This is a genomic window from Pseudomonas sp. 14P_5.3_Bac1, assembly GCF_025466135.1.
GTDB lineage: Bacteria > Pseudomonadota > Gammaproteobacteria > Pseudomonadales > Pseudomonadaceae > Aquipseudomonas.
The window spans coordinates 1-19,505 of record NZ_JANLOF010000071.1 but is presented as its reverse complement, the minus strand read 5'-3'; the positions used below and the strand labels follow the sequence as shown (position 1 = coordinate 19,505).

Annotated in this window: 19 protein-coding genes and 1 pseudogene; 8 read left to right on the top strand and 12 right to left on the bottom strand. The window is 60.9% G+C overall.

Annotation, left to right across the window (positions count from 1 at the left end; translation table 11 throughout):
* Nucleotides 1–96: 96 nt before the first annotated feature.
* Together NTD89_RS18815 and NTD89_RS18810 are read right to left on the bottom strand one after the other, a co-directional pair.
* Nucleotides 97–870 (bottom strand): L-iditol 2-dehydrogenase, encoded by a 774-nt coding sequence (locus NTD89_RS18815; protein ID WP_262209017.1) that lies wholly within the window; start codon nt 868–870, stop codon nt 97–99.
* An 18-nt stretch (nt 871–888) separates the two neighbouring features.
* Nucleotides 889–2,148: an ABC transporter substrate-binding protein gene (locus NTD89_RS18810; protein ID WP_410017221.1), complete on the bottom strand. Its 1,260-nt coding sequence runs from the start codon at nt 2,146–2,148 to the stop codon at nt 889–891.
* Between the two features lie 261 nt (nt 2,149–2,409).
* Here NTD89_RS18810 and NTD89_RS18805 point away from each other — a divergent pair, with 261 nt between their 5' ends.
* From NTD89_RS18805 to NTD89_RS18795, 3 genes are all read left to right on the top strand, one after another.
* Nucleotides 2,410–3,348: an AraC family transcriptional regulator gene (locus NTD89_RS18805; protein ID WP_262209013.1), complete on the top strand. Its 939-nt coding sequence runs from the start codon at nt 2,410–2,412 to the stop codon at nt 3,346–3,348.
* A 154-nt stretch (nt 3,349–3,502) separates the two neighbouring features.
* Nucleotides 3,503–4,450, top strand: a complete 948-nt coding sequence (locus NTD89_RS18800) for a nucleoside-specific channel-forming protein Tsx (protein WP_145166099.1) — start codon at nt 3,503–3,505, stop codon at nt 4,448–4,450.
* A 14-nt stretch (nt 4,451–4,464) separates the two neighbouring features.
* Complete coding sequence (locus NTD89_RS18795) at nt 4,465–5,490, top strand: purine-nucleoside phosphorylase (protein ID WP_262209011.1); 1,026 nt, start codon at nt 4,465–4,467, stop codon at nt 5,488–5,490.
* Between the two features lie 124 nt (nt 5,491–5,614).
* On the opposite strand, the gene NTD89_RS18790 is transcribed toward NTD89_RS18795, so the two are convergent.
* From NTD89_RS18790 to NTD89_RS18775, 4 genes and pseudogenes are all read right to left on the bottom strand, one after another.
* Nucleotides 5,615–5,950, bottom strand: coding sequence for a DUF6124 family protein (locus NTD89_RS18790; protein WP_262209009.1), 336 nt, complete (start codon nt 5,948–5,950; stop codon nt 5,615–5,617).
* A 565-nt stretch (nt 5,951–6,515) separates the two neighbouring features.
* Nucleotides 6,516–7,475, bottom strand: a complete 960-nt coding sequence (locus tag NTD89_RS18785) for a zinc-binding alcohol dehydrogenase family protein (RefSeq protein WP_262209006.1) — start codon at nt 7,473–7,475, stop codon at nt 6,516–6,518.
* Between the two features lie 30 nt (nt 7,476–7,505).
* Nucleotides 7,506–7,679 (bottom strand): DUF1427 family protein, encoded by a 174-nt coding sequence (locus NTD89_RS18780; protein WP_145166095.1) that lies wholly within the window; start codon nt 7,677–7,679, stop codon nt 7,506–7,508.
* Between the two features lie 69 nt (nt 7,680–7,748).
* A pseudogene (locus NTD89_RS18775) lies at nt 7,749–8,533 on the bottom strand (AraC family transcriptional regulator).
* 119 nt (nt 8,534–8,652) lie between these two features.
* Between NTD89_RS18775 and NTD89_RS18770 the strand changes: the two are divergent.
* Nucleotides 8,653–8,925, top strand: coding sequence for a hypothetical protein (locus NTD89_RS18770; protein WP_145166093.1), 273 nt, complete (start codon nt 8,653–8,655; stop codon nt 8,923–8,925).
* A 36-nt stretch (nt 8,926–8,961) separates the two neighbouring features.
* Here NTD89_RS18770 and NTD89_RS18765 read toward each other — a convergent pair whose 3' ends face one another.
* The 3 genes from NTD89_RS18765 to NTD89_RS18755 form a co-directional block, all read right to left on the bottom strand.
* Nucleotides 8,962–9,132: a metallothionein gene (locus NTD89_RS18765; RefSeq protein ID WP_145166092.1), complete on the bottom strand. Its 171-nt coding sequence runs from the start codon at nt 9,130–9,132 to the stop codon at nt 8,962–8,964.
* 87 nt (nt 9,133–9,219) lie between these two features.
* Nucleotides 9,220–9,681: a DMT family transporter gene (locus NTD89_RS18760; RefSeq protein WP_262209002.1), complete on the bottom strand. Its 462-nt coding sequence runs from the start codon at nt 9,679–9,681 to the stop codon at nt 9,220–9,222.
* A gap of 4 nt (nt 9,682–9,685) precedes the next feature.
* Complete coding sequence (locus tag NTD89_RS18755; RefSeq protein ID WP_145166090.1) at nt 9,686–10,174, bottom strand: DMT family transporter; 489 nt, start codon at nt 10,172–10,174, stop codon at nt 9,686–9,688.
* 114 nt (nt 10,175–10,288) lie between these two features.
* On the opposite strand from NTD89_RS18755, the gene NTD89_RS18750 reads away from it, so the two are divergent.
* Nucleotides 10,289–11,221 carry a LysR family transcriptional regulator gene (locus NTD89_RS18750; RefSeq protein ID WP_262209000.1) on the top strand — a complete coding sequence of 311 codons (933 nt, stop codon included), beginning with the start codon at nt 10,289–10,291 and terminating at the stop codon, nt 11,219–11,221.
* Nucleotides 11,222–11,616: 395 nt separating this feature from the next.
* On the opposite strand, the gene NTD89_RS18740 is transcribed toward NTD89_RS18750, so the two are convergent.
* The 3 genes from NTD89_RS18740 to NTD89_RS18730 all read right to left on the bottom strand — a co-directional run bounded on the left by NTD89_RS18740 (nt 11,617) and on the right by NTD89_RS18730 (nt 15,401).
* The gene (locus NTD89_RS18740) at nt 11,617–12,936 is read right to left on the bottom strand and encodes an Nramp family divalent metal transporter (protein WP_145166087.1); all 1,320 of its coding nucleotides are present in this window, start codon (nt 12,934–12,936) and stop codon (nt 11,617–11,619) included.
* Between the two features lie 41 nt (nt 12,937–12,977).
* Complete coding sequence (locus NTD89_RS18735) at nt 12,978–14,531, bottom strand: DUF726 domain-containing protein (protein WP_262208997.1); 1,554 nt, start codon at nt 14,529–14,531, stop codon at nt 12,978–12,980.
* Between the two features lie 87 nt (nt 14,532–14,618).
* Nucleotides 14,619–15,401, bottom strand: a complete 783-nt coding sequence (locus NTD89_RS18730; protein ID WP_145166085.1) for an AraC family transcriptional regulator — start codon at nt 15,399–15,401, stop codon at nt 14,619–14,621.
* Nucleotides 15,402–15,500: 99 nt separating this feature from the next.
* Between NTD89_RS18730 and NTD89_RS18725 the strand changes: the two genes are divergently transcribed.
* The 3 genes from NTD89_RS18725 (at nt 15,501) to NTD89_RS18715 (ending at nt 19,361) form a co-directional block, all read left to right on the top strand.
* On the top strand, nt 15,501–16,367 hold the full coding sequence (locus tag NTD89_RS18725) for an EamA family transporter (protein WP_262208995.1): 867 nt from the start codon (nt 15,501–15,503) through the stop codon (nt 16,365–16,367).
* Nucleotides 16,368–16,921: 554 nt separating this feature from the next.
* Entirely contained in the window at nt 16,922–18,730 is a 1,809-nt protein-coding gene (locus tag NTD89_RS18720; RefSeq protein WP_145166083.1) for a monovalent cation:proton antiporter-2 (CPA2) family protein, read from the top strand.
* Between the two features lie 73 nt (nt 18,731–18,803).
* The gene (locus tag NTD89_RS18715) at nt 18,804–19,361 is read left to right on the top strand and encodes a hypothetical protein (protein WP_262208992.1); all 558 of its coding nucleotides are present in this window, start codon (nt 18,804–18,806) and stop codon (nt 19,359–19,361) included.
* Nucleotides 19,362–19,505 lie beyond the last annotated feature (144 nt).

Genomic DNA, 19,505 nt, shown 5'->3' with positions numbered 1-19,505 from the left:
TTGCCTGCGATGGCGGTCTGTCAGTTACAGCATTGCTGACTGGCCCACCGCTATCGCAGGCAAGCCAGCTCCCACATTCTTAATCGATGCTCGGCTTTAGTTCATCCAATTACCGCCATCGACGTTATAGGTTTGGGCCACCACATAGTCAGCCTCTTTGGAAGCCAGAAAGACAGCCATCCCGGTCAAATCCTCCGCCGTGCCCATCCGCCCAAACGGCACCTCCGCCCCAACCCGCTTCTTCTTCTCGCCCGGCGCCAACCCTTCATGCTTGGCAAACAGCGCGTCCACCCCATCCCAGTGCTCGCCATCCACCACGCCGGGGGCGATGGCGTTGACGTTGATGCCCTGCTTGATCAGGTTCAGCCCCGCCGATTGCGTGAGGCTGATCACCGCCGCCTTGGTCGCACAATAGATCGCCACCAATGGCTCGCCTCGCCGCCCGGCCTGGCTGGCCATGTTGATGATCTTGCCGCCGTGGCCCTGGCTGATCATCTGCCGGGCGGCGGCCTGCAGGGTGAACAGCGTGCCGGCGACGTTGATCGAGAACAGCCGCTCGTAGCTGTCGCGGGTAATGTCGACGATGGGCGCCAAGTCGAACAGTGCAGCGTTATTGATCAGGATATCGAGCTTGCCGGCATGGGCCACCACGGCGGCAAGCGCGGCGTCGATGGAGGCTTGGTCGGTGACGTCCATCGCGACGGCATACGCCTGTGGGCCCAGCTCAGCCGCGGTGGCCTGGGCGCGTTGCAGGTTGATGTCGGCGATGGCAACCGTTGCGCCTTCGGCGATATACGCCTGGGCAAAGGCGCGGCCGATGCCGCGCGCCGATCCGGTGATCAGCGCGCTCTTACCTTCGAGTCGTTTCATGGGGCTGTCCTGTAGAAATTATTTCGGGTAGCCGGCGCGTTTCATCTCGCGCTCGGTGGTGGACTGAGCGTCGAGCAGCGCCTGATCAACCGTCATACCGCCGGTAAGCGCCGCCGAAAACAACTTGCCGACGGAGGTGCCGATGGCCTGGAACTCAGGAATGGTCACGTACTGAATGCCCACGTACGGCACCGGCTTGGCCGAGGGGTGCGCGGGGTCGGCGTGCTTCATCATTTCCAGGGTCACCTGGGCAAACGGCGCGGCCTTCAGGTAAGCCTCGCTGTAGGTGGACTGGCGGGTGCCCGGCGGCACGTTGGTGATGCCTTCTTTATCGGCGACCAGTTGGATGTAATCCCTGGACGTTGCCCAGGTGATGAAGGCCTTGGCAGCGTCTTTGTGCTTGGAGGTTGCTGGAATCGCCAGGGACCAGGCGTACAGCCAGGAGGAGCCTTTGTCGGTGACCTCGGTGGGTGCCGCAGCAAAACCTACGTCGTCGGCGACTTTGCTTTGGCTTTTGTCGGTGGTGAAGGAGCCGGCGACGCTGGCATCCACCCAGATCGCGCACTTGCCGCTGTTGAACAACGCCAGGGTTTCATTGAAGCCATTGCTGGAAACACCGGGCGGGCCGTAATTTTTCAGGGTGTTGACGTAATAGTTGGCGGCGGCGGTCCACTCGGGACTGGTCAATTCCGGCTTCCACTGTTCGTCGAACCAGCGCGCGCCGAAGGCGTTGGCCATGGTGCTGAGCAGCGCGATGTTCTCGCCCCAGCCGGCCTTGCCGCGCAGGCACATGCCGTATTGGCCCTTGTCTTTGGCCGTGAGTTGGGCGGCGAACTCTCCCAGCTGGGTCCAGGTGGGATGCGCGGGCATGCTCAGTCCGGCTTGCTTGAACAGGTCGGTGCGGTAGTAGGTGACAGTACTTTCGCCATAGAACGGCAAGGCGTACAGGGTGTTATTGACCGACAGGCCCTGGCGCACCGACGGGAAAATATCCTCGGCGTCGTAGTCAGCCGGCAGTTGGGTCAGGGGTTCCAGCCAGTGCTTGGCGCCCCATAACGGCGTCTCGTAGGTGCCGATGGTCAGCACGTCGAACTGGCCGCCCTGGGTAGCGATATCGGTGGTGAGGCGCTGGCGCAGCACGTTTTCTTCCAGTACCACCCAGTTGAGCTTGATGTCCGGGTGCTGGGCCTCGAAGACCTTGGACAGGCGTTGCATGCGGATCATGTCGCTGTTGTTGACGGTGGCGATGGTGACAGTGTCGGCGGCGTAGCTGGGCATGGCCAAGGCCAGGCCGGACAGCAGGAAAAGCGCTTGCGGAAGCTTGAACATGGCGGTTTCCACCTGTTGTTTTTGTTGTAGAGCGCCGATTACAGCAGCTTGGCCAGGCCCTCACAAACGCATGGCGAATGCTCGGCTGATACTTTTTTAACCTGGGCTCGCGGATCAAAAAAGTATCAGTGCCAAGCGAAACCGGGGGTAGCGTGCCCGTTGTCAACCGGCGTATTTTGCAGAGATTCCATAAGTAAAAGAGGCATCAGCATGCCCATCAACCGCGCCAAGCTGTTCGAGCATCGCCCTGCCGAACTGGAAGTCATTCTGCCTGAGCCGGACCACTGCTTCCGCTGGTTCGAACACGATTACCCGTATGACCTGGCGCGCTGGAACCACCACCCCGAGTTCGAAATTCACCTGATCCGCCAGGGCAGCGGCAAGTTGGTGGCCGGCGACTATATCGGCGCGTTCAGTGCCGGGCATGTCGCGCTGATCGGTCCGGACTTGCCCCACGACTGGATCGGCGAGCTGGCCCCCGGCGAGTACCTGACCGGGCGCGACGTGGTGCTGCAATTCGACGGCGCCGCCCTCCTCGCCCTGCGCAAAACCCTGCCGGAACTTGGCGACTTGCAGCCGCTGTTCGAACACGCCCGGCGCGGCCTGCAATTCAGCGGCGACACCGCCGTGCACGCCGCACGCTTGCTCGAAGACATCGGCAAGGCCCACGGCCTGCAACGGCTGATCCTGTTCCTGCAACTGCTCGACACCCTGAAAAACGCCCCGACGCCAAACGTGCAGGCGCTGGCCAGCCCCTGCTACGCACCCACCCTGGACGCGCGCAGTGCCGAGCGCATCAACAAAGCCTTCGATTACCTGATGACGGAACTGACCGGCGACCTGCGCCTGTCCGTCATCGCGCAACGCCTGGACATGAGCGAGCCGGGCTTCTCGCGCTTCTTCAAGCGCAACACCGGTCATGGGTTTATCGACCTGATGCGCAAATTCCGCGTGCAGCGTGCCTGCCGGCTGTTGCTGCAAAGCGACATGTCGGTGGCGGATATCTGTTTTGAAGTGGGCTACGCCAACCTGTCCAACTTCAACCGGCATTTTCGGATCGAGATGAACCAGACACCGAGCGAGTATCGGCGCGAAACGGCGATGCATTTGTTTAACCGCATCGAGAAAATGACACCCAGTCATTTTTGATCAAACCGTCGATTAATTTCGGTTTTTTCCCTTTTATTCAAGCCATTGAGCAAAGTTGGTACAGCCTGTGCAAACGTTTGCGGAACGAACTTGGTAGGCAAGTTCTCCTTAACCCGAGGAATCGGGTCTAACCGCGTACGAATAGGGATTTTCAATGCACCCCACCTCAAGGCGTCCTGCTTCCTTTGGTGTTTCCTTGCTACTGGCCGCCGTTACGGGAGTACTCAGCGCACCCATTTTGGCGCAGGAAAAACCCGCCGATGACTCAGCACAGGGCGAAACCCTGGCTCCGGAAGCCAGCCCAACGAAAAAAGGCGCGTACCTGTCGGAATGGTTCAACCAGGACCTGACGCTGATCGGCAGCAAAGACATCAGCTTCGGCCCCAAGCCGCAAGATGACGTGTACCTGGAATACGAGTACTTCGGTCGCAAAGGCCCGTTCGAGTTGTACGGCTATATCGACGTGCCGAAAATTCTCGGCATCGGTAACAGTAATGACAAAGGCGCGTGGGACCATGGCTCGCCGGTGTTCATGGAGCACGAGCCGCGCATCTCCATCGACTACCTGGCCGGTCGCAGCCTGGCCATCGGGCCGTTCAAGGAATGGTATGTGGCGTTTGACTGGATCTACGACCACGGCAGCAACAAGGCGAACCGCGCCAACACCCTGTACAGCGGCTTGGGCACCGACATCGACACGCACTCGCGGGTCAACCTGTCGGCCAACTTCTATGGGCGTTACCAGTGGGAAAACTATGGGGCGAGCAATGAATACCAGTGGGACGGCTACCGTGCGCAAATGAAGTACATCGTGCCCATCAGCAAGTTCGACAACGGCGCGTCGCTGACCTACATCGGCTTTACCAACTACGATTTCGGCTCGGACCTGCACAAGGACAACCCGGCACGCACCGCCAATTCGGTGGTGGCCACCAACGTGCTGCTGTACTCGTTCACCCACCTGCGTTTCACCCTGGTCGGCCGTTACTTTCACAACGGCGGCAACTGGGAGGACGGCAGCGAGCTGAACTTCGGCGAAGGCAACTTCCGCGCCCGCTCGGATGGCTGGGGCTACTACGCCGGTGTCGGCTACCAATTCTGATCAAGGAGTATTAGATGAACGTATTAACCCGTCTTTCGCTGGCCGTCGGCCTGGCTGTGTTGCCCCACGTGGTACTGGCGGACACCGCGCCGATCAAGCCTAAAGTGATGCTGATCACCATGTTCGCCCCCGAGGCGCAAACCTGGATCGATCGCCTGGAACTCAAGCAGGAAGTGCGCGTGCCCGGCCTTTCCGCCGAATACCCGGTGATCCGCTGCAACACTCAGGACGTGTGCCTGTTGGTGACTGGCATGGGCCAGACCAACGCTGCCGCCTCGACCCTTGCCCTGGCCCTGTCACCCAAGTTCGACCTGCGCCAGAGCTATTTCCTGATTGCAGGGATTGCCGGCATCAGCCCCAAACACGGCACCATCGGCACCGCCGCCTGGGCGCACTACCTGGTGGAGTTCGGCACCCAGTGGGAAATCGATTCGCGCGATGCGCCTAAAGACTGGCCGACCGGTTACATCGGCATCAACACCAAAGGCCCGAACGAGAAACCGCCGCTGGACTACAAGACCGAAGTGTTCGAGCTCAACCCCAAGCTGCAAGCCAAGGCATTTGCCCTGTCGCACAAGGTTGAGCTGAGCGAAAGCAAGGAATCCACCGCCTGGCGCAAACACTACCCCGCCGCCCCGGCCAACCAGCCGCCGCAAGTCACCCAGTGTGACACCCTGGCGGGCAACACCTGGTTCTCCGGCACCCGCCTGAGCGAGCGCGCCGAAGTCTGGACCAAGCTGCTCACCGACAACAAAGGCGAGTACTGCACCACCCAGCAGGAAGACAACTCCACCTATGAAGCCCTGCTGCGCGCCAGCCGCGAAGGGTTGGTGGATATCCAGCGCCTGGCGGTGGTGCGTGCCGGCTCGGACTTCGACCGGCCGTATCCTGGCTACAGCGAAGTGGACAATTTGCTGAAATACGCCGATCAAGGCGGGTTCGTGCCGGCGTTGGAGAACCTGTATCGCACCGGCAATCCGCTGGTTCAAGCGATCCTGAAAAACTGGTCCGCCTGGGAAAAAGGCGTCCCCGAAGCCTAGTGAAAATCAAACTGTGGGAGCGGGCTTGCCCGCGATAGCGATCTGTCAGTCAGCGAGTTATTGACTGATCCGCCGCCATCGCAGGCAAGCCAGCTCCCACATTTTTTGACCGTGTTAACAATCCTTATGCCGCCGGATGGGCCACATTCAGCGCCTTATCCACCAACAGTTGCACCCCTTCCAGCATTCGGCAGATGCCCAGCGCGACATTACGTTGCGACCCTTCGATTTCAAACGCCATATGGTTAGCAATCTGGCTGATGGACGCCAAATCCTGGGAAGCATTGACCAGCAAGGTTTCCGTGCCCAGGTCGGCGCGCACGCTGAAAAGCCCGTCGGAGGGTTCGGGGATGGGTTTTGCGGGGTTGAGGTAGTGGTTGATCGCGCGGTAGGCCACTTCGTGCAGGGTGCTGGTATCGAAGTCGGGTTGGCCGGGGGGATTTGGGCTGTCTTTGATCATGGTGGAACTCCTGGTAGTGGAGCTGCCATCACTCGCGGTCAAACGAAGTGGGGTGGCAGCTGAACGCGGGTTGACCGACCGGAACCAGGGATCCGGCATACCCGAAGGTATCCCGCGCACAACTGCCGCGACACGATACATCAAGCGTAGAAAAAACGCCTGATATAGGTCTTGGGTGCTGTAGCGCACTGGTTTAGTCGGACGGTCAAATCCGGTCGCTGAATGGTCAGCGACGGCGGTGAGGTTAGTCAGCGCCCTTCCGAGCGACAACCTGAAACCTCTGTGGGAAACGTCCGAGTCAAACCCGTTCCCAAAGCCTGATGAAGATCAAACTGTGGGAGCGGGCTTGCCCGCGATGGCGGTGTGTCAGTCAGCTTATTTGTCACTGGCCCACCGCATTCGCGAGCAAGCCCGCTCCCACATTTGGAGCTCAGCACATCAGGTAAATGTGTGTACTCGGTCAAATGTGGGAGCTGGCTTGCCTGCGATGCAGACAACTCGGTACATCAGCCATAACCAGTTGATGCCATCGCAGGCAAGCCAGCTCCCACCTTTTATCAGCGCATTAAGGCAGGAAGATGATCTTGTCCGCACTGCCCGTGTTCACTTCTTCGTAGCACTGCACGCCATCCGCCAACGCCACTTCGCGCAAGCCGGTAGGCAACGGCAACGACCCTTCATCAAAGAAGCGCCCGAACTGCTCCAGCATCACCGCGCACTGCTCGCAGTTGTAGAGCAATGAGTTGATCCCCACCACCGAACCGCCTTTGCGATACAACGCCAGGGCCGGCAGTTGCACATGCCCATCCACCGGCGCGGCGATGATTGCGATACGGCCGAACGGCGCCAAACCAGCGACAGCCGCCGGCAACCAGAAACCGGTGGTGTCGAAGATCACATCCGCGCCGCCCTTGAACACCGTGTTGACCTGCGCGCCCAACTCTTCCGGCTGGCCCAGCGTAATCGCGTCAAACCCTTGAGCCTGCAGCACCTCAACCTGATCTGCCTTGCGCACCGCCCCCAGTACCTGCGCACCCCGGATCTTCGCCAACGCCAACGCCGCGCTGCCCACGGCGCCATTGGCACCAATCACCAACAACCGCGTGCCCTTGGCCACACCGCTACGCTCCAGCGCATCCCAGGCGGTGGTGTACGGCACGCCCAGGCTGGCGGCTTGGGCAAAACTCAAGTGGCTCGGCTTATGCGCCACGCCCTTGGCCGACACGGTGAGGTATTGAGCGTGGGAGCCATCGGCGAAAAAGCCCAGGTCGCGTCCGGTGCCCCAGACCTCTTGACCGACCAGTGCCTGCGGCCCCTCGACTACAACTCCGGCAAAATCCCGGCCGGGAATCCGCGGCACCGTGGTGTAGGGAAAACGGCCGAGCACGTTTTTAACATCGCTGGGGTTCAGGCCGGCAGCCTTGATCTGGACCAGTACTTCACCGGCGGCCGGCACCGGCTTGGCGACGTCAACGAAACCCAGGGCGGCGAGGTCGCCGGTGGCGGAAAATTGCAGTGCTTTCATGGCCAATATCCATCGAAGGGAAAAAGGAAATCAGGACAACCAACCGCTGACCCACTCGCGCCCCATGGGCCAGAGTTTCTCGCCGAGCAACATGCCCATCAGGCCCACCAGGGCAATGGCAGGCGGCGCGGGTGAGCGGAAGTCCAGGGCGCCGTAGATCACGCCGACAAACAGGCCGATGGCGAGGGAAATCAGGTAGTTCATGGGGGCGGCGCCTTGTAGGTTGATGCGCTCAGTGTAGTGAGCGCCTGCCTGAAGCATCGGCCAAGTGCTTCAGGATTTCGGCCAACCCCTCAACCTGCGTAGTGCGACGGCGCCACGCCGAGTTCACGCCGGAACATGTCGCTGAAGCTGCTCGGCGAATAGCCCAAAGACCGCGCAATGCCACTGACCGACTGGCCCTGGATCAACTCCGCCACCGCCGTGGCCAGTTGCACCTGGCGGCGCCATTCGGCAAAGCCCATGCCCAGGTGGTTCTGGAACAGCCGCGCCAGGGTGCGCACGCTGGCCCCGGCCGCCTCGGCGTGTTGCTCAAACGGGATCTCCAGCGACGGCGCCGCCATCACCGCCTGGCAGGCGTTGATCAAGCGACGGTCGGCGCCCACCGGCATGGCGATGCGGATCTGCGAACGACGGGCCCGCTGCAACTCCAGCAGGGCCAGGCCGACAACGGCGTCGTAGTAGGCCGTATCGCCGTTGTTGCCCTGGTCGACCAAGGTGACGATCAGCTCGCGCAACAGCCCGCCGACTTCAATCACCTGCACCTGGCTGTCCAGCGTCGCCGCCAGGGCCGGGCGCAGGTAGATATTGCGCATCTGCAGGTCGGAGACCACGCGAATGCCATGTTCCACGCCCGGCGGCAGCCACACCGCACGCTGGGGCGGCACAACCAGCGCTTCGCGAGGCGTTTCGACCCACATCACGCCGCTCATGGCGTACAGCAACTGGCCCCAGTCGTGGCTGTGCGGTTCTACATACAACCCACGCGGGTAGGTGCGCGCCAAGGGTTGCACGGGCACGGCGTGATCACTGAGGTCGGGGGGCGCGGCCAGGGCCATGGGCTACACATCATCAAGGGTGAGCCGCCATGGTAATGACCGCCGCGCCACAATCCGAGTGAATTTTTACTGCCCGCAACGATCACTTGCTTAGACATTAAGAGTAGGGAGCTCTAACAATGGACGGATCAGAACCGGTCAATGGCAAGGCGCACATCGACTACACCCAGGACACATTATTCGGCCCGATGGCCAAGCATGCCGAGTGCCAGGTGAGTGTTCAGCGCACACCGGAACGCACCGTGTTGCGGGTGTTCCAGCCGCTGCCGGAGGATCTGCACGCGGCGCAAACCGTGGTGTTTGCGCTGGAGGGGCGGCGGATCAGTGCGGTGGTCAAAGGTCGCCAGCGCATGGCCGACCACAGCGTCAGGTTCGAACTCAAACCCCAATAAAAAGAGGCCGGTAACACCGGCCTCTCGCTGACACGCTTAGCCGTGAGCCGACTTGGCGCACTCACAGCCCGTTGGCGCCATACACGGCTCACCATGGGCATGGTGCTCGGCACAGCCTTGGCAGCAATAGCCTTTACCGTCCTTCATTACCGCGTCGGCGCCCAGTACACATTTGCAGTGTGGGCAAGCACAGGTTTCATCTGGCATGGTCAGACTCCTTTTCATGGTCGTCCAAGTGCTGCGAACGCAACACCTTAAGCAATGACTCCCGGCAACGCAGCAAGGTTCAGCCCATTAATCGGCTTGACGGGTATTGCTGCGGTACATGAACACCAGCGCCAGCGCCAGCGCCAGACAGAGCATCGCCACGATACGGCTGCCCGACAGTTCAATCGCCGGGTTACCCAGCCAGCCGAAGTTGTCGATCAGCATGCCCATGCCCAACTGCCCGACGATCACCGCCACCGTCGCCACCGCCGTGCCGACGATGGGCACCGCGCCGACCATTACCATCATGTACACCACACCGAACAGCGCGCCGGTCAGTTGCCACTTGGGCACCTCGAGCAGGCTGACGGACTGGGCCGGCTCAAAAAAGAAGATCAACAGCGCCGTGGTGATTGCGCCCACCGCAAAGGTCAGCAGACTGCTGCGCAATACGCCCACCGCCTGGCCCAGGCGGCCGTTGATGGCCGCTTGCACACTCAGTACCGCACCGGCGGCAATCACCAGTACCAACAACAGAATCAGATTCATCGCCTTACCCTCGTGCAATCAGAACAAGTGCCGCCACAATCAGCGCCAACGCAATCCAGCGCTCACCGTTGACCCGCTTGCGCGCCGTGCCAAACCAGCCGAAATGGTCGATCAACACACTCTTGCCCACCTGGCCCGAGAGGATCGCGATCATGGTCATGGCAATGCCGATATGCGGCGTGGCCAACGTCAGCACCACCACGTACATCGGCCCCAGGAAGCCGCCGATCAACTGCCAGCGTGGCAGGTCGGTCAGCGCCGGGCCTGTCTGCGGGCCGCTGAACAGCAGCAGTAAAAACAGGATCGCCGTGCCAACGCCGAAGATGCTCAAGGTCGCCCACAAGTGGCCCACCTGTACGCCCAGCGGCCCGAGCAAACCGGCCTCCACCGACAGGCCCATGCCTGCCAGGATCACCAACGGCAACAACAGCAACCGTAAAAGGTTTTTCTTCGGCGTGGCCTGGGCCACACCTTCGATCGAACGTGCCTGCATACATCACCTGCGCTTTATAAAAACATGGCGCGCATTATCCGGTGGCCGTGCTGTGCGATAAATGGGAGCATACGGATAACACCTTTGCGCATAACGCACAGCTTGGAGGCCATGATGCAGGGCTTGAATGAATTGAGTTTCAAGGCATTGCGCCTGTTTGTCGCCGTGCTGGATCACGGCAGCTTTTCTGAAGTGGCGCGACGTGAAAGCCTGGCGCCCTCCTCCATTTCTCGGCAGATCCAGTTGATGGAGCAGGCACTCGGCCAACAGTTGTTGTACCGCCACACCCGCGCCGTGAGCCCTACCGAGCCCGGGCGCCTGCTCGGGCATCACGCGCGGTTGATGCTGGAACAATTGGAAACCGCCGGCCAAGCCCTGCAGGAACAGGAGAGCGAACCCAGCGGCCTGGTACGCATCAACGCGCCGATGGTGTTCGGCCAGCGTCATCTTTCGCCGTGGCTGGGCGAGCTGTGCCGGCGCTATCCCAAATTGCAACTGGATATCCAGCAAACCGACACCTACGTCGACCCGCTGCAAGACGGCACCGACCTGCTGTTTCGTATCGGCGTGCTCAACGATTCCGGCATGCAGGCCCGCATCTTCGCGCCTCAACGCTTTCGCATCGCCGCCAGCCCTGCCTACCTGGCCCGGCATGGCACACCGCGCCACCCCGACGAACTGGTTAACCACCAGTGCCTGGCCTACAAAGGCATCACCGGCCAGCAACGCTGGTTCTTCCGCCGCGACCAGGGCGACTGGACGCCCTACAGCGTCAAAGGACCGATCACCGGCAACCACGCCGACACCCTCACCCACGCCGCCGAACAAGGCCTGGGGCTGGTGGTGTTTCCGTCCTGGCTGATCGGCGAAGGCTTGCGCGCCGGCACCTTGCAGGCGGTGCTGACCGAGTACGACGTGGCGACGACGTTGGAGCCGCAGCAGATTGCGGCGTTATGGCCAGGCAGCCGACGGCTGTCGCTGAAGGTGCGCACGGTGATTGATTATTTTGTCGAGTGTTTTGGCGCGGTGCCGTATTGGGATCGGTGAGCTGGCTCGGGGTTAGGAGGTAAAAATTCCTCGGCGAAAAAGTAGGCTCGTTCTGATTTTTGCGGGCCACCATTCCCCGGCACAGTATGCTGCGCCAGACTCTGGTCACTTCCGTACAGGAGAGACACCATGAAGTCACCGCGCACCGCAATCCCTGTCTCGTCGGACCAGGCCAGCGCCGATCTTTCAAAGCGGTTTCATCAAGCCAGTACCGGCCAAACCATCATTATTACCGAGGATGGATGTGCCCTTGCCCGGCCTGCGCCAGCCGGGCAATTTCACGGGAAGCGAATCGGTTCCATGAGAGGAAACTGGTTATTCCGGACGACCTGGATGCGCCACTGCCTGACGAGTTGCTGAACGCGTTTGAGGCAGGCTTATGAACAGAACTCTGATCAAAACAACCACTGCCCAATCAACCACGCATTCGCCCCACTGATCAGCGCAAACAGAAACCACGCCAATAGCCGCGTGGGCAGCCTGTTAACAAACGGCCCCATCAATTGCTTGTCATCGGTCATGCGAATCAGCGGATAAAGCGCGAACGGCAACTGCAGGCTGAGCACGACCTGGCTGAGAATCAGCAGCTTGCCGATAGCATCGTCGCCCATCAGCCATACCCCGAGAAATGCCGGGATCAGTGCCAAGCCACGGGTGATCAGGCGTCGCTGCCAGCAAGGGATACGCAGGTTGAGATAACCCTCCATGATCACTTGCCCAGCGATCGTGCCGGTAAACGTCGAGCTTTGCCCGGAGGCCAGCAACGCGACACCGAACAGGACACTGGCAAAAGCCCCGCCCACCAGTGGGTCAAGCAGGTGGTAAGCATCCTGGATCTCGACCACGTCGGTGTGGCCGGTCTTGTAGAACGCGGCGGCGGCCAGCACCAGGATCGCCGCATTGACCAGCAAGGCCAGGGCCAGGGAGCCGATGGTGTCGATGCGTGCCAGTTTCACCGCGTCCTGTTTGCTGGCGAGGTCTTTGCCGATCAGGCGGGTTTGCACAATCGAGGTGTGCAGGTAGAGGTTATGCGGCATGACCGTGGCGCCGAGTATGCCGATGGCCAGGTACAACGGCGCCGCATCGCTGATGACCGACAGTGACGGAGTAAAACCGCTCAGTACGTCGGGCCAGTAGGGTTTGATCAGCACCAGCTCGATGAAGAAGCACACGCCGATGGTTGCAACCAACGCCAGCATGATCGCCTCGAGGCGGCGGAAGCCGCGGTTTTGCAGAGCAAGGATCAACAGTGTGTCGAAGGCGGTGATGACAATACCGGTGGTCAGCGACACACCCAGCAGCAAGTGAAACGCCAGGGCGCAGCCAAGCACTTCGGCAAGGTCGGTGGCGATGATCGAGATTTCCGCCAGCAGCCACTGGGTGCGTGCCGAGCGTTTGCTGTAGCGCTCACGGCACAGTTGCGCCAGGTCTTTGCCGGTGGCGATGCCCAACCGCGAACACAGGCACTGCACCGCCATGCCGGCCAGGCTGGCCAACAGCACCACGAATAACAGGCTGTAGCCGTAGCGCGAGCCGGCCTCGATGGCCGTGGCCCAGTTACCGGGGTCCATGTAGCCGATGGAAATCAGCAGACCGGGGCCGGCGAACATCAGCGCCCGTTTGAAAAACGAAGCCTTGGGGTCAACGATGACGGAGCCGGCCACTTCCGGCGGGCAGAATGGGGCGGTAGCGATTTTCGGCAGGCTGAATTTCACGCGGTATCCCAGGCAAACATACAAGTCAGAGCCGCAGCTTATCAGTCCGACACGACCGTGCGCATCACCGTCTCCCGGGGCAGGTCAAAGGTGTCGACCACTTGCACCACCAGGTCCAGCTCCTGGTTCAGCGCCTCGCGTTCCATGCGCTGGCGAATCATGCCGATCATCAACACCGACAAGGTGGTAATCGAGTACGCCGGGCCGGAGAATGCTCGCACACCCGTGACGAGCAACATCGCCGCTGCCAATGCCTGGCCCACCACCGGAATCGCTGAGGCGGCGCCACGGCGCACGATAAAACCGGTAAACCCCGCCAACGCCGTGCCACTCAAGGCGGTGGTGGCCGAGCGGCTGATATCGATACGGTTGAACACGCCCTGCTCTTTTTGCGCGGCGGCCTTGAGTTCGGCGTCGAAGGCCTGCCGGTCGGCACGGCTGAGTTTGTCCTTGTATTGCTCGATCAACCTCTCAGCAACCAGCGCCTCAATGTCCGCCAGTGCCACGGTTTCAACCGGTTCATCGAACTTGATCCCCAACCGCTGCGCCACATCTTCGGCGATCTGGCGGTAACTCACGCCGTGGCCACGGGCAACGTTCATAAAGCTGTCACCGCCCATGCGCTGCAACTCGATGGCCAGTTTCAGCGGTTCGCGCACGCTGGCATCAATCGACGCACTGCGCTTTTGCGCCATCAACTCGGCAAGGAACTTCAACTCGTCCGGCCGCGCCTGCACCAACGCGGGGAACAACTCCACGTCCTCTTCGGCAAAGCGCACTTCAGTGCTGCGCTGATCGGCGCGGATCATGCCGCGCCGATCCTGCAACAGGTCGGTGTATTGCACCACCGTTTTCAGCTGCGGCCAGTAGGCGGCATGGTCGAACGTCGCCAGGTGCACATTGGTGACCTTGGCCTTGAGCGCCGGCGTGACCTCAATGGCATAACGGCCAATGCAACGTTCGGTGTCCGGTTTCATGGCCAGCGCCCAGTCCTTGCTGGAGTGGCAGTTGATCACCCGGCCCTTGAGCGGCGCCGACACTTCATCCCACGGGCTCGACGTACAAATCGCCCCGCCCATCAGCAATAAGTTGTTCAGCGGCAGTTCGCGAGCCACCTCGGGGCTGGCCAGCACGCTCTTGACCAGGATGCGCGCGCCCAGCGAATGCCCGATCAGGTTGATGCGCCGTACCTCCAGCGACTCGGCGTGCAGGTAACTGGCCAGTTCAGGCAACAGGGTCTTGGCCACTTCATCGACACGCGCCTCGACACTTTTGTAATGGTCGAGGAAATAGGCAATCGCCTTGCCCACGCCCACCGTCGCTGCGCCCAGGCCGCCACCGCCGAGCATCGAGGTGATCACATCCTTGAAGGGCGCAAACAGGTTTTCGAGAAAATGCCCCGCCGGCCAGAACAGCATCAGGTTGGTCGAGCCTTCGATGCTCGCCAGTTGCTGCTTGAAATTGCCCAGTTGCTGGCGGTTGAAGAAGGCCGAATAACCGTGAACGTAGAGATTGAGCACATCCCCCTGAGGCTCGCCGCACAGTACAAACGTGGGCTTGCGGGTGCGGTGCATTTCATCCCACTGGTGTTGCATGGGCCGGTGACTCCTGGTGACGATGGACGGCGATAGTAACAAAGCATGACGCTGGGGAAGGTGAATCCTGACCGACGTGTGCCGTTTTCAGAACGCTGACGCCGCCCTGGATTTGGCCAGGTAGCGCGCGGGCGCCTCTCCCAGGTTTCGGCGGAACACCGCGGTAAAGGCGCTGGAACTGCTGAAACCCAACCCCAACGCCACCTCGGTAATGGAGGCGCCATGACTGAGCCGCGCAGTGGCTTCAAGCAGGCAGACCTGCTGACGCCAGGCCACAAACGTCATGCCGGTGCCTTCGTGAAAATGGCGGGTGAAGGTGCGTCGGCTCATGTTCGACCAATGGGCCATTTGATCAAGGGAGATGGTCTGCGCAGGAGCCTGCAGAAAACGCTGGCAAGCCTGGGCCAGACGTGGCTCGGCAGGCAACGGCGCGCTGAGGGGCACTTCGGGCATGGCGCTTATTTCATCGATCAGCAGCGTCAATACGCACTGCTGACGGACCGCGGTCGCCGCCGACGGCGCGATAGCCAGTGCCGCTTCCAGCAGATGCCTGAGCAATGGCGACACCTCGAATACCTGACAACGATCCCGCAGCCCTGCCCGTTCGGCAGCCTGATCATCGAGGTAGGTATTGAGCATCACCACATCGCCGCGCATGTGCATTTCATGGGGCACGCCGCCCGGCACCCAGATCGCCCGCTGCGGCGGCACCACCCAATTGCCGAGGTCGGTGAACATCCTCAACGCACCGGTGGAGGCATAGGCAAATTGCCCGCGCGGGTGTGTATGCCGCGTGAACACGGTGCCAGAGGGGTATTCACGCAGAGTGACCAGCGCTTCGGGGTCGTTGTCATCAAAGGTCGGCAGCATGGCCCGATATTGTCAAAGGATGACCTGACAAAGCAAGCGGGCCATCGCCCTGCGCCCTAGCATTCACGCCTTTGAAGAAATCTGCTCAAAGGAACGTCCATGCAGAAGAAACACCTGGCGCTTGCCCTGTTGGTTACCTTGGTCTGGGGGCTGAATTTTCCCATTACCAAACTGGGCCTGCGCTCAATCGACCCCTTTGCCCTCACCGGCATCCGCTTTGCCCTGGCCGCCCTGCCGCTGGTGTTCGTTATCAAGCGGCCCGTCGTCCCATTCCGCTACGTGGCCGCTTACGGCGTGATCTTCGGGCTGGGCATGTGGGGCGTGATCAACTACGGCATCCATATCGGCGTCAGCCCGGGGATCGCCTCGCTGATCATTCAACTCAGCGTGTTTTTCACGCTCGGCTGGGGCTACCTGCTGTTCAAGGAAAAAATCCGTGCTGCACAGTGGGTCGGCGCTTTTCTCGCGTTGATTGGCCTGGCAGGAATCATCGCCAGCCAGACCGGCGAGCACGCGGTACTCGGGGTTTTGTTCATTGTGTTCAGTGCCCTGGCATGGAGTATCGGCAACGTCATCATCAAGGCATCAGGGGTGAAGGAAATCTTTTCGTTCATGGTATGGGCCAGCCTGTTTCCGCCGATCCCACTGTTCCTCATGGCGTGGTGGCTGCACGGCAACGCCGCCTTCGCTCACCTGCCCGAGCGCCTTGACCTGACCGTCGTGTTGTCGATCCTGTTTCAGGTTTACCTGGCGACACACTTTGCCTACTGGGGTTGGAACTCCCTGCTCAAGGCCTACCCCGTATCGACCGTGGCGCCGCTGTCGCTGTTGATTCCGGTATTTGGCATTGCCAGTTCGGTGCTGATGCTGGACGAGCACGTATCCCTACCCAACCTGATCGCGATCGCTGTGATTATTGCCGGCTTGGCAGTCGGGCTTTACCGCAAGCCCCCAAGGCGATGCTGATATCCGGGAACCTTGCGCAGCTCGTGCAGCGGCATTTGTTGCAGATGCTGGCGGAACAGGCGCTTATTTCCAGATAGCCCCCCCCTCGTGGCGAGCGGGCTTGCCCCGCGTTGGGTTGCGAAGCAGCCCCATCAAGGAAAATGCGGTGTGTCAGGCGTACCGCAGCGTTTGGCTTTGGGGCTGCTGCGCAACCCAGCGCGGGGCAAGCCCGCTCGCCACAAAGAGCGTGCAGCAGCAAGTCTTCTGTCCACGTCCAACTCCTTCGTGGTCCAAGCCTTCATCCATGAATGCGCAGAAGCCCAACGCTATTGACCCACACGCATCGAATTCGAAATACCTGACCGTGGTGACAACTGATTTAGTTTGTCGAAACGGCAGTAGACCTACAGAAAAGTCATTGAATTAAATGGTATTAATACTTTCGTAAGCCCCCGGTAAGAACGGGACTACAGCCAACATCCATTGCCTGTCGCGTCAAAAATACAAGTTTCAAAATGTAAAAAAGCGCTCTAATGGCGCCCTGTTGATTGGCTTTAAAGATCCTGGAGTTCGCAATGCCCCATGAAGGCAACCTGTTACAAGCAGCCGTGGTGTTCCTGCTCGCCGCCGTGCTGACCGTGCCGTTGGCCAAGCGTCTGCAACTGGGCGCAGTGCTGGGTTATCTGTTCGCGGGGGTGATCATCGGCCCCTCTGTGCTGGGCCTGATCGGCAACCCGCAAAGCGTGGCGCAGTTCTCTGAATTGGGCGTGGTGTTGCTGCTGTTCATCATCGGTCTGGAGCTGTCGCCCAAGCGTTTATGGGTGATGCGCAAGGCGGTGTTCGGCGTGGGCCTGGCCCAAGTGTTGCTGACCGGGCTGGTGATGGCGGTGGTGGCGTTGTGGCTATTTGGCCAAGCCTGGAACAGTGCGATTGTGCTGGGCCTGGGCCTGGCGCTGTCCTCCACCGCGTTTGGGCTGCAAAGCCTGGCCGAACGCAAAGAGCTGAATCAGCCGCACGGGCGCCTGGCGTTTGCGATTCTGTTGTTCCAGGACATCGCCGCGATCCCACTGATCGCGATGGTGCCGCTGCTGGCCGGCAGTGATCACCCGACCACCGAAGCCCAGGGCTTGCAACACGTGTTGCAGATACTCGGCAGCATCGCCGTGGTGATCATCGGCGGACGCTACCTGCTGCGTCCGGTGTTTCGCATTGTCGCCAAGACCGGCCTGCGCGAAGTGTCCACCGCCACAGCGCTGCTGGTGGTGATCGGCACGGCCTGGTTGATGGAGCTGGTGGGCGTGTCGATGGCCCTCGGCGCCTTCCTCGCCGGGCTGCTGCTGGCGGACTCCGAATACCGCCACGAACTCGAAGCGCAGATCGAACCGTTCAAAGGCCTGTTGCTCGGCCTGTTTTTCATCAGTGTGGGCATGGGCGCCAACCTCAGCCTGCTGCTCAGTTCGCCGCTGGTGGTGATCGGCCTGACCCTGCTGTTGATCGGCTTGAAGCTGCCGCTGCTGTATGCGGTGGGCCGGATGGTCGGCGACCTCAATCGCGAGAGCGCGCTGCGCCTGGGCGTGGTGCTGGCCGCCGGCGGCGAGTTTGCCTTTGTGGTGTTCAAAATCGGGCGCGACCAGGGCCTGTTCGAACCGCACCTCTACGATGTGCTGGTGCTGACCATCACGCTGTCCATGGCCGTGACGCCGCTGCTGCTGTTGGTGTGCCCAAAGCTGTTCAAGCCCAAGGTCAAGCCGGTGGAAGTGCCGGAGGAATACCGCGCCATCGAAAGCGATGCGCCGCGTGTGGTGATTGCCGGCATGGGCCGTATGGGCCAGATCGTGGCGCGGATTCTGCGTGCGCAAAACATCTCGTTTATCGCCCTCGACACCTCGGTGGAAACCATCGAACTGACCCGCAGTTTCGGCGGTATGCCGGTGTTCTACGGCGACCCGCAGCGCCCGGAAATCCTGCACGCGGCCAAGGTCGATCAGGCCGAGTTCTTCGTGATTGCCATGGACGACCCGGAGATCAACATCAAGACCGCCGAACTGGTGCGCAACCTCTACCCGCACATGAAAATCATCGCCCGTGCACGTAACCGCCAACACGTCCACCGCCTGGTCGACCTGGACGCGTCACCGGTGCGCGAGACGTTTTACTCCAGCCTGGAAATGAGCCGCCGCACCCTGGTGGGTCTCGGGTTGAGCCAGGCCCAGGCCGATGCGCGCATCACCCGTTTCAAAAACCACGACCTGCAGGTGCTCGCTGCGCAACACGCGGTATATGACGATGCCGCCAAGGTCATGCAAACCGCCCAGGAAGCGCGTACGGAGCTGGCGCGGCTGTTTGAGATGGACCGGCTTGAGGAAGAGTCCGACAAAGTGTGAGGACAGGGATGAACGATCTGGCGAGTTTTCTGACAGAATACGCCGCAATTTCGTTCATCAACTGGAGCGCTTCATGGCCACTTTCACCAAGACCGCCGTGCTGCTGGCCCTGGCGCTTACCGCCGGCGGCGTGTTCGCAGCAACCAAGCCAACCGCGACACAAACCATCTCGACGCTGGGTGGCAAGTTCACCTTCAACTTGCCCAAGGCTTACGTCGCCGACACGCTGCCGACCGGCAAGGTTGAGGATGGCACCGCCGACACCCAAGGCACGCTGTACGCCAACTCGACCACGAAAAGCGTGGTGATCGTGGCTGAAACGGTGCGCAACGACGGGGCCACAATTAAAGACAATGACGCGCAGTTTCTGGATGGCGCCGTGGCTGATTTCGTCAAGGACCAGAGCGCTGCCCTGCCTGATTTCAAGAAGCAGAACGAAAAGAAACTGACCTTCAAAGGTCTTGGCCTGCGTCAGGTCGACAGCACGGCCACCCAGGGTGGCGGCAAGACTTTGAACTCGACATTCCTGGGTGGCTCGGGCAATCACTTGCTGGTGATTCAGGCGATTTCGCGGGCGGATGATGTGAAGGGGCATGCGGAGTTGGTGAAGCAGATTACTGGGGGTAAGTAGTCTGGTTTTGCGGGTGATGGGGGGACGGGGTACATATCCGTTATATGGGTGATGGCTGATATCGGTTCCGCTCTTACAGCGGGTCACTTTTGAAAAGCGCAAAAGTAACCAAAACGCTCTTGCCCCACCACTCGGCACCTCGCC

Coding starts and splice junctions, on each gene's coding strand:
- NTD89_RS18815 (WP_262209017.1), bottom strand. CDS start 870: ATGAAACGACTCGAAGGTAAGAGCGCGCTGATCACCGGATCGGCGCGC.
- NTD89_RS18810 (WP_410017221.1), bottom strand. CDS start 2,148: ATGCCCAGCTACGCCGCCGACACTGTCACCATCGCCACCGTCAACAAC.
- NTD89_RS18805 (WP_262209013.1), top strand. CDS start 2,410: ATGCCCATCAACCGCGCCAAGCTGTTCGAGCATCGCCCTGCCGAACTG.
- NTD89_RS18800 (WP_145166099.1), top strand. CDS start 3,503: ATGCACCCCACCTCAAGGCGTCCTGCTTCCTTTGGTGTTTCCTTGCTA.
- NTD89_RS18795 (WP_262209011.1), top strand. CDS start 4,465: ATGAACGTATTAACCCGTCTTTCGCTGGCCGTCGGCCTGGCTGTGTTG.
- NTD89_RS18790 (WP_262209009.1), bottom strand. CDS start 5,950: ATGATCAAAGACAGCCCAAATCCCCCCGGCCAACCCGACTTCGATACC.
- NTD89_RS18785 (WP_262209006.1), bottom strand. CDS start 7,475: ATGAAAGCACTGCAATTTTCCGCCACCGGCGACCTCGCCGCCCTGGGT.
- NTD89_RS18780 (WP_145166095.1), bottom strand. CDS start 7,679: ATGAACTACCTGATTTCCCTCGCCATCGGCCTGTTTGTCGGCGTGATC.
- NTD89_RS18770 (WP_145166093.1), top strand. CDS start 8,653: ATGGACGGATCAGAACCGGTCAATGGCAAGGCGCACATCGACTACACC.
- NTD89_RS18765 (WP_145166092.1), bottom strand. CDS start 9,132: ATGCCAGATGAAACCTGTGCTTGCCCACACTGCAAATGTGTACTGGGC.
- NTD89_RS18760 (WP_262209002.1), bottom strand. CDS start 9,681: ATGAATCTGATTCTGTTGTTGGTACTGGTGATTGCCGCCGGTGCGGTA.
- NTD89_RS18755 (WP_145166090.1), bottom strand. CDS start 10,174: ATGCAGGCACGTTCGATCGAAGGTGTGGCCCAGGCCACGCCGAAGAAA.
- NTD89_RS18750 (WP_262209000.1), top strand. CDS start 10,289: ATGCAGGGCTTGAATGAATTGAGTTTCAAGGCATTGCGCCTGTTTGTC.
- NTD89_RS18735 (WP_262208997.1), bottom strand. CDS start 14,531: ATGCAACACCAGTGGGATGAAATGCACCGCACCCGCAAGCCCACGTTT.
- NTD89_RS18730 (WP_145166085.1), bottom strand. CDS start 15,401: ATGCTGCCGACCTTTGATGACAACGACCCCGAAGCGCTGGTCACTCTG.
- NTD89_RS18725 (WP_262208995.1), top strand. CDS start 15,501: ATGCAGAAGAAACACCTGGCGCTTGCCCTGTTGGTTACCTTGGTCTGG.
- NTD89_RS18720 (WP_145166083.1), top strand. CDS start 16,922: ATGCCCCATGAAGGCAACCTGTTACAAGCAGCCGTGGTGTTCCTGCTC.
- NTD89_RS18715 (WP_262208992.1), top strand. CDS start 18,804: ATGGCCACTTTCACCAAGACCGCCGTGCTGCTGGCCCTGGCGCTTACC.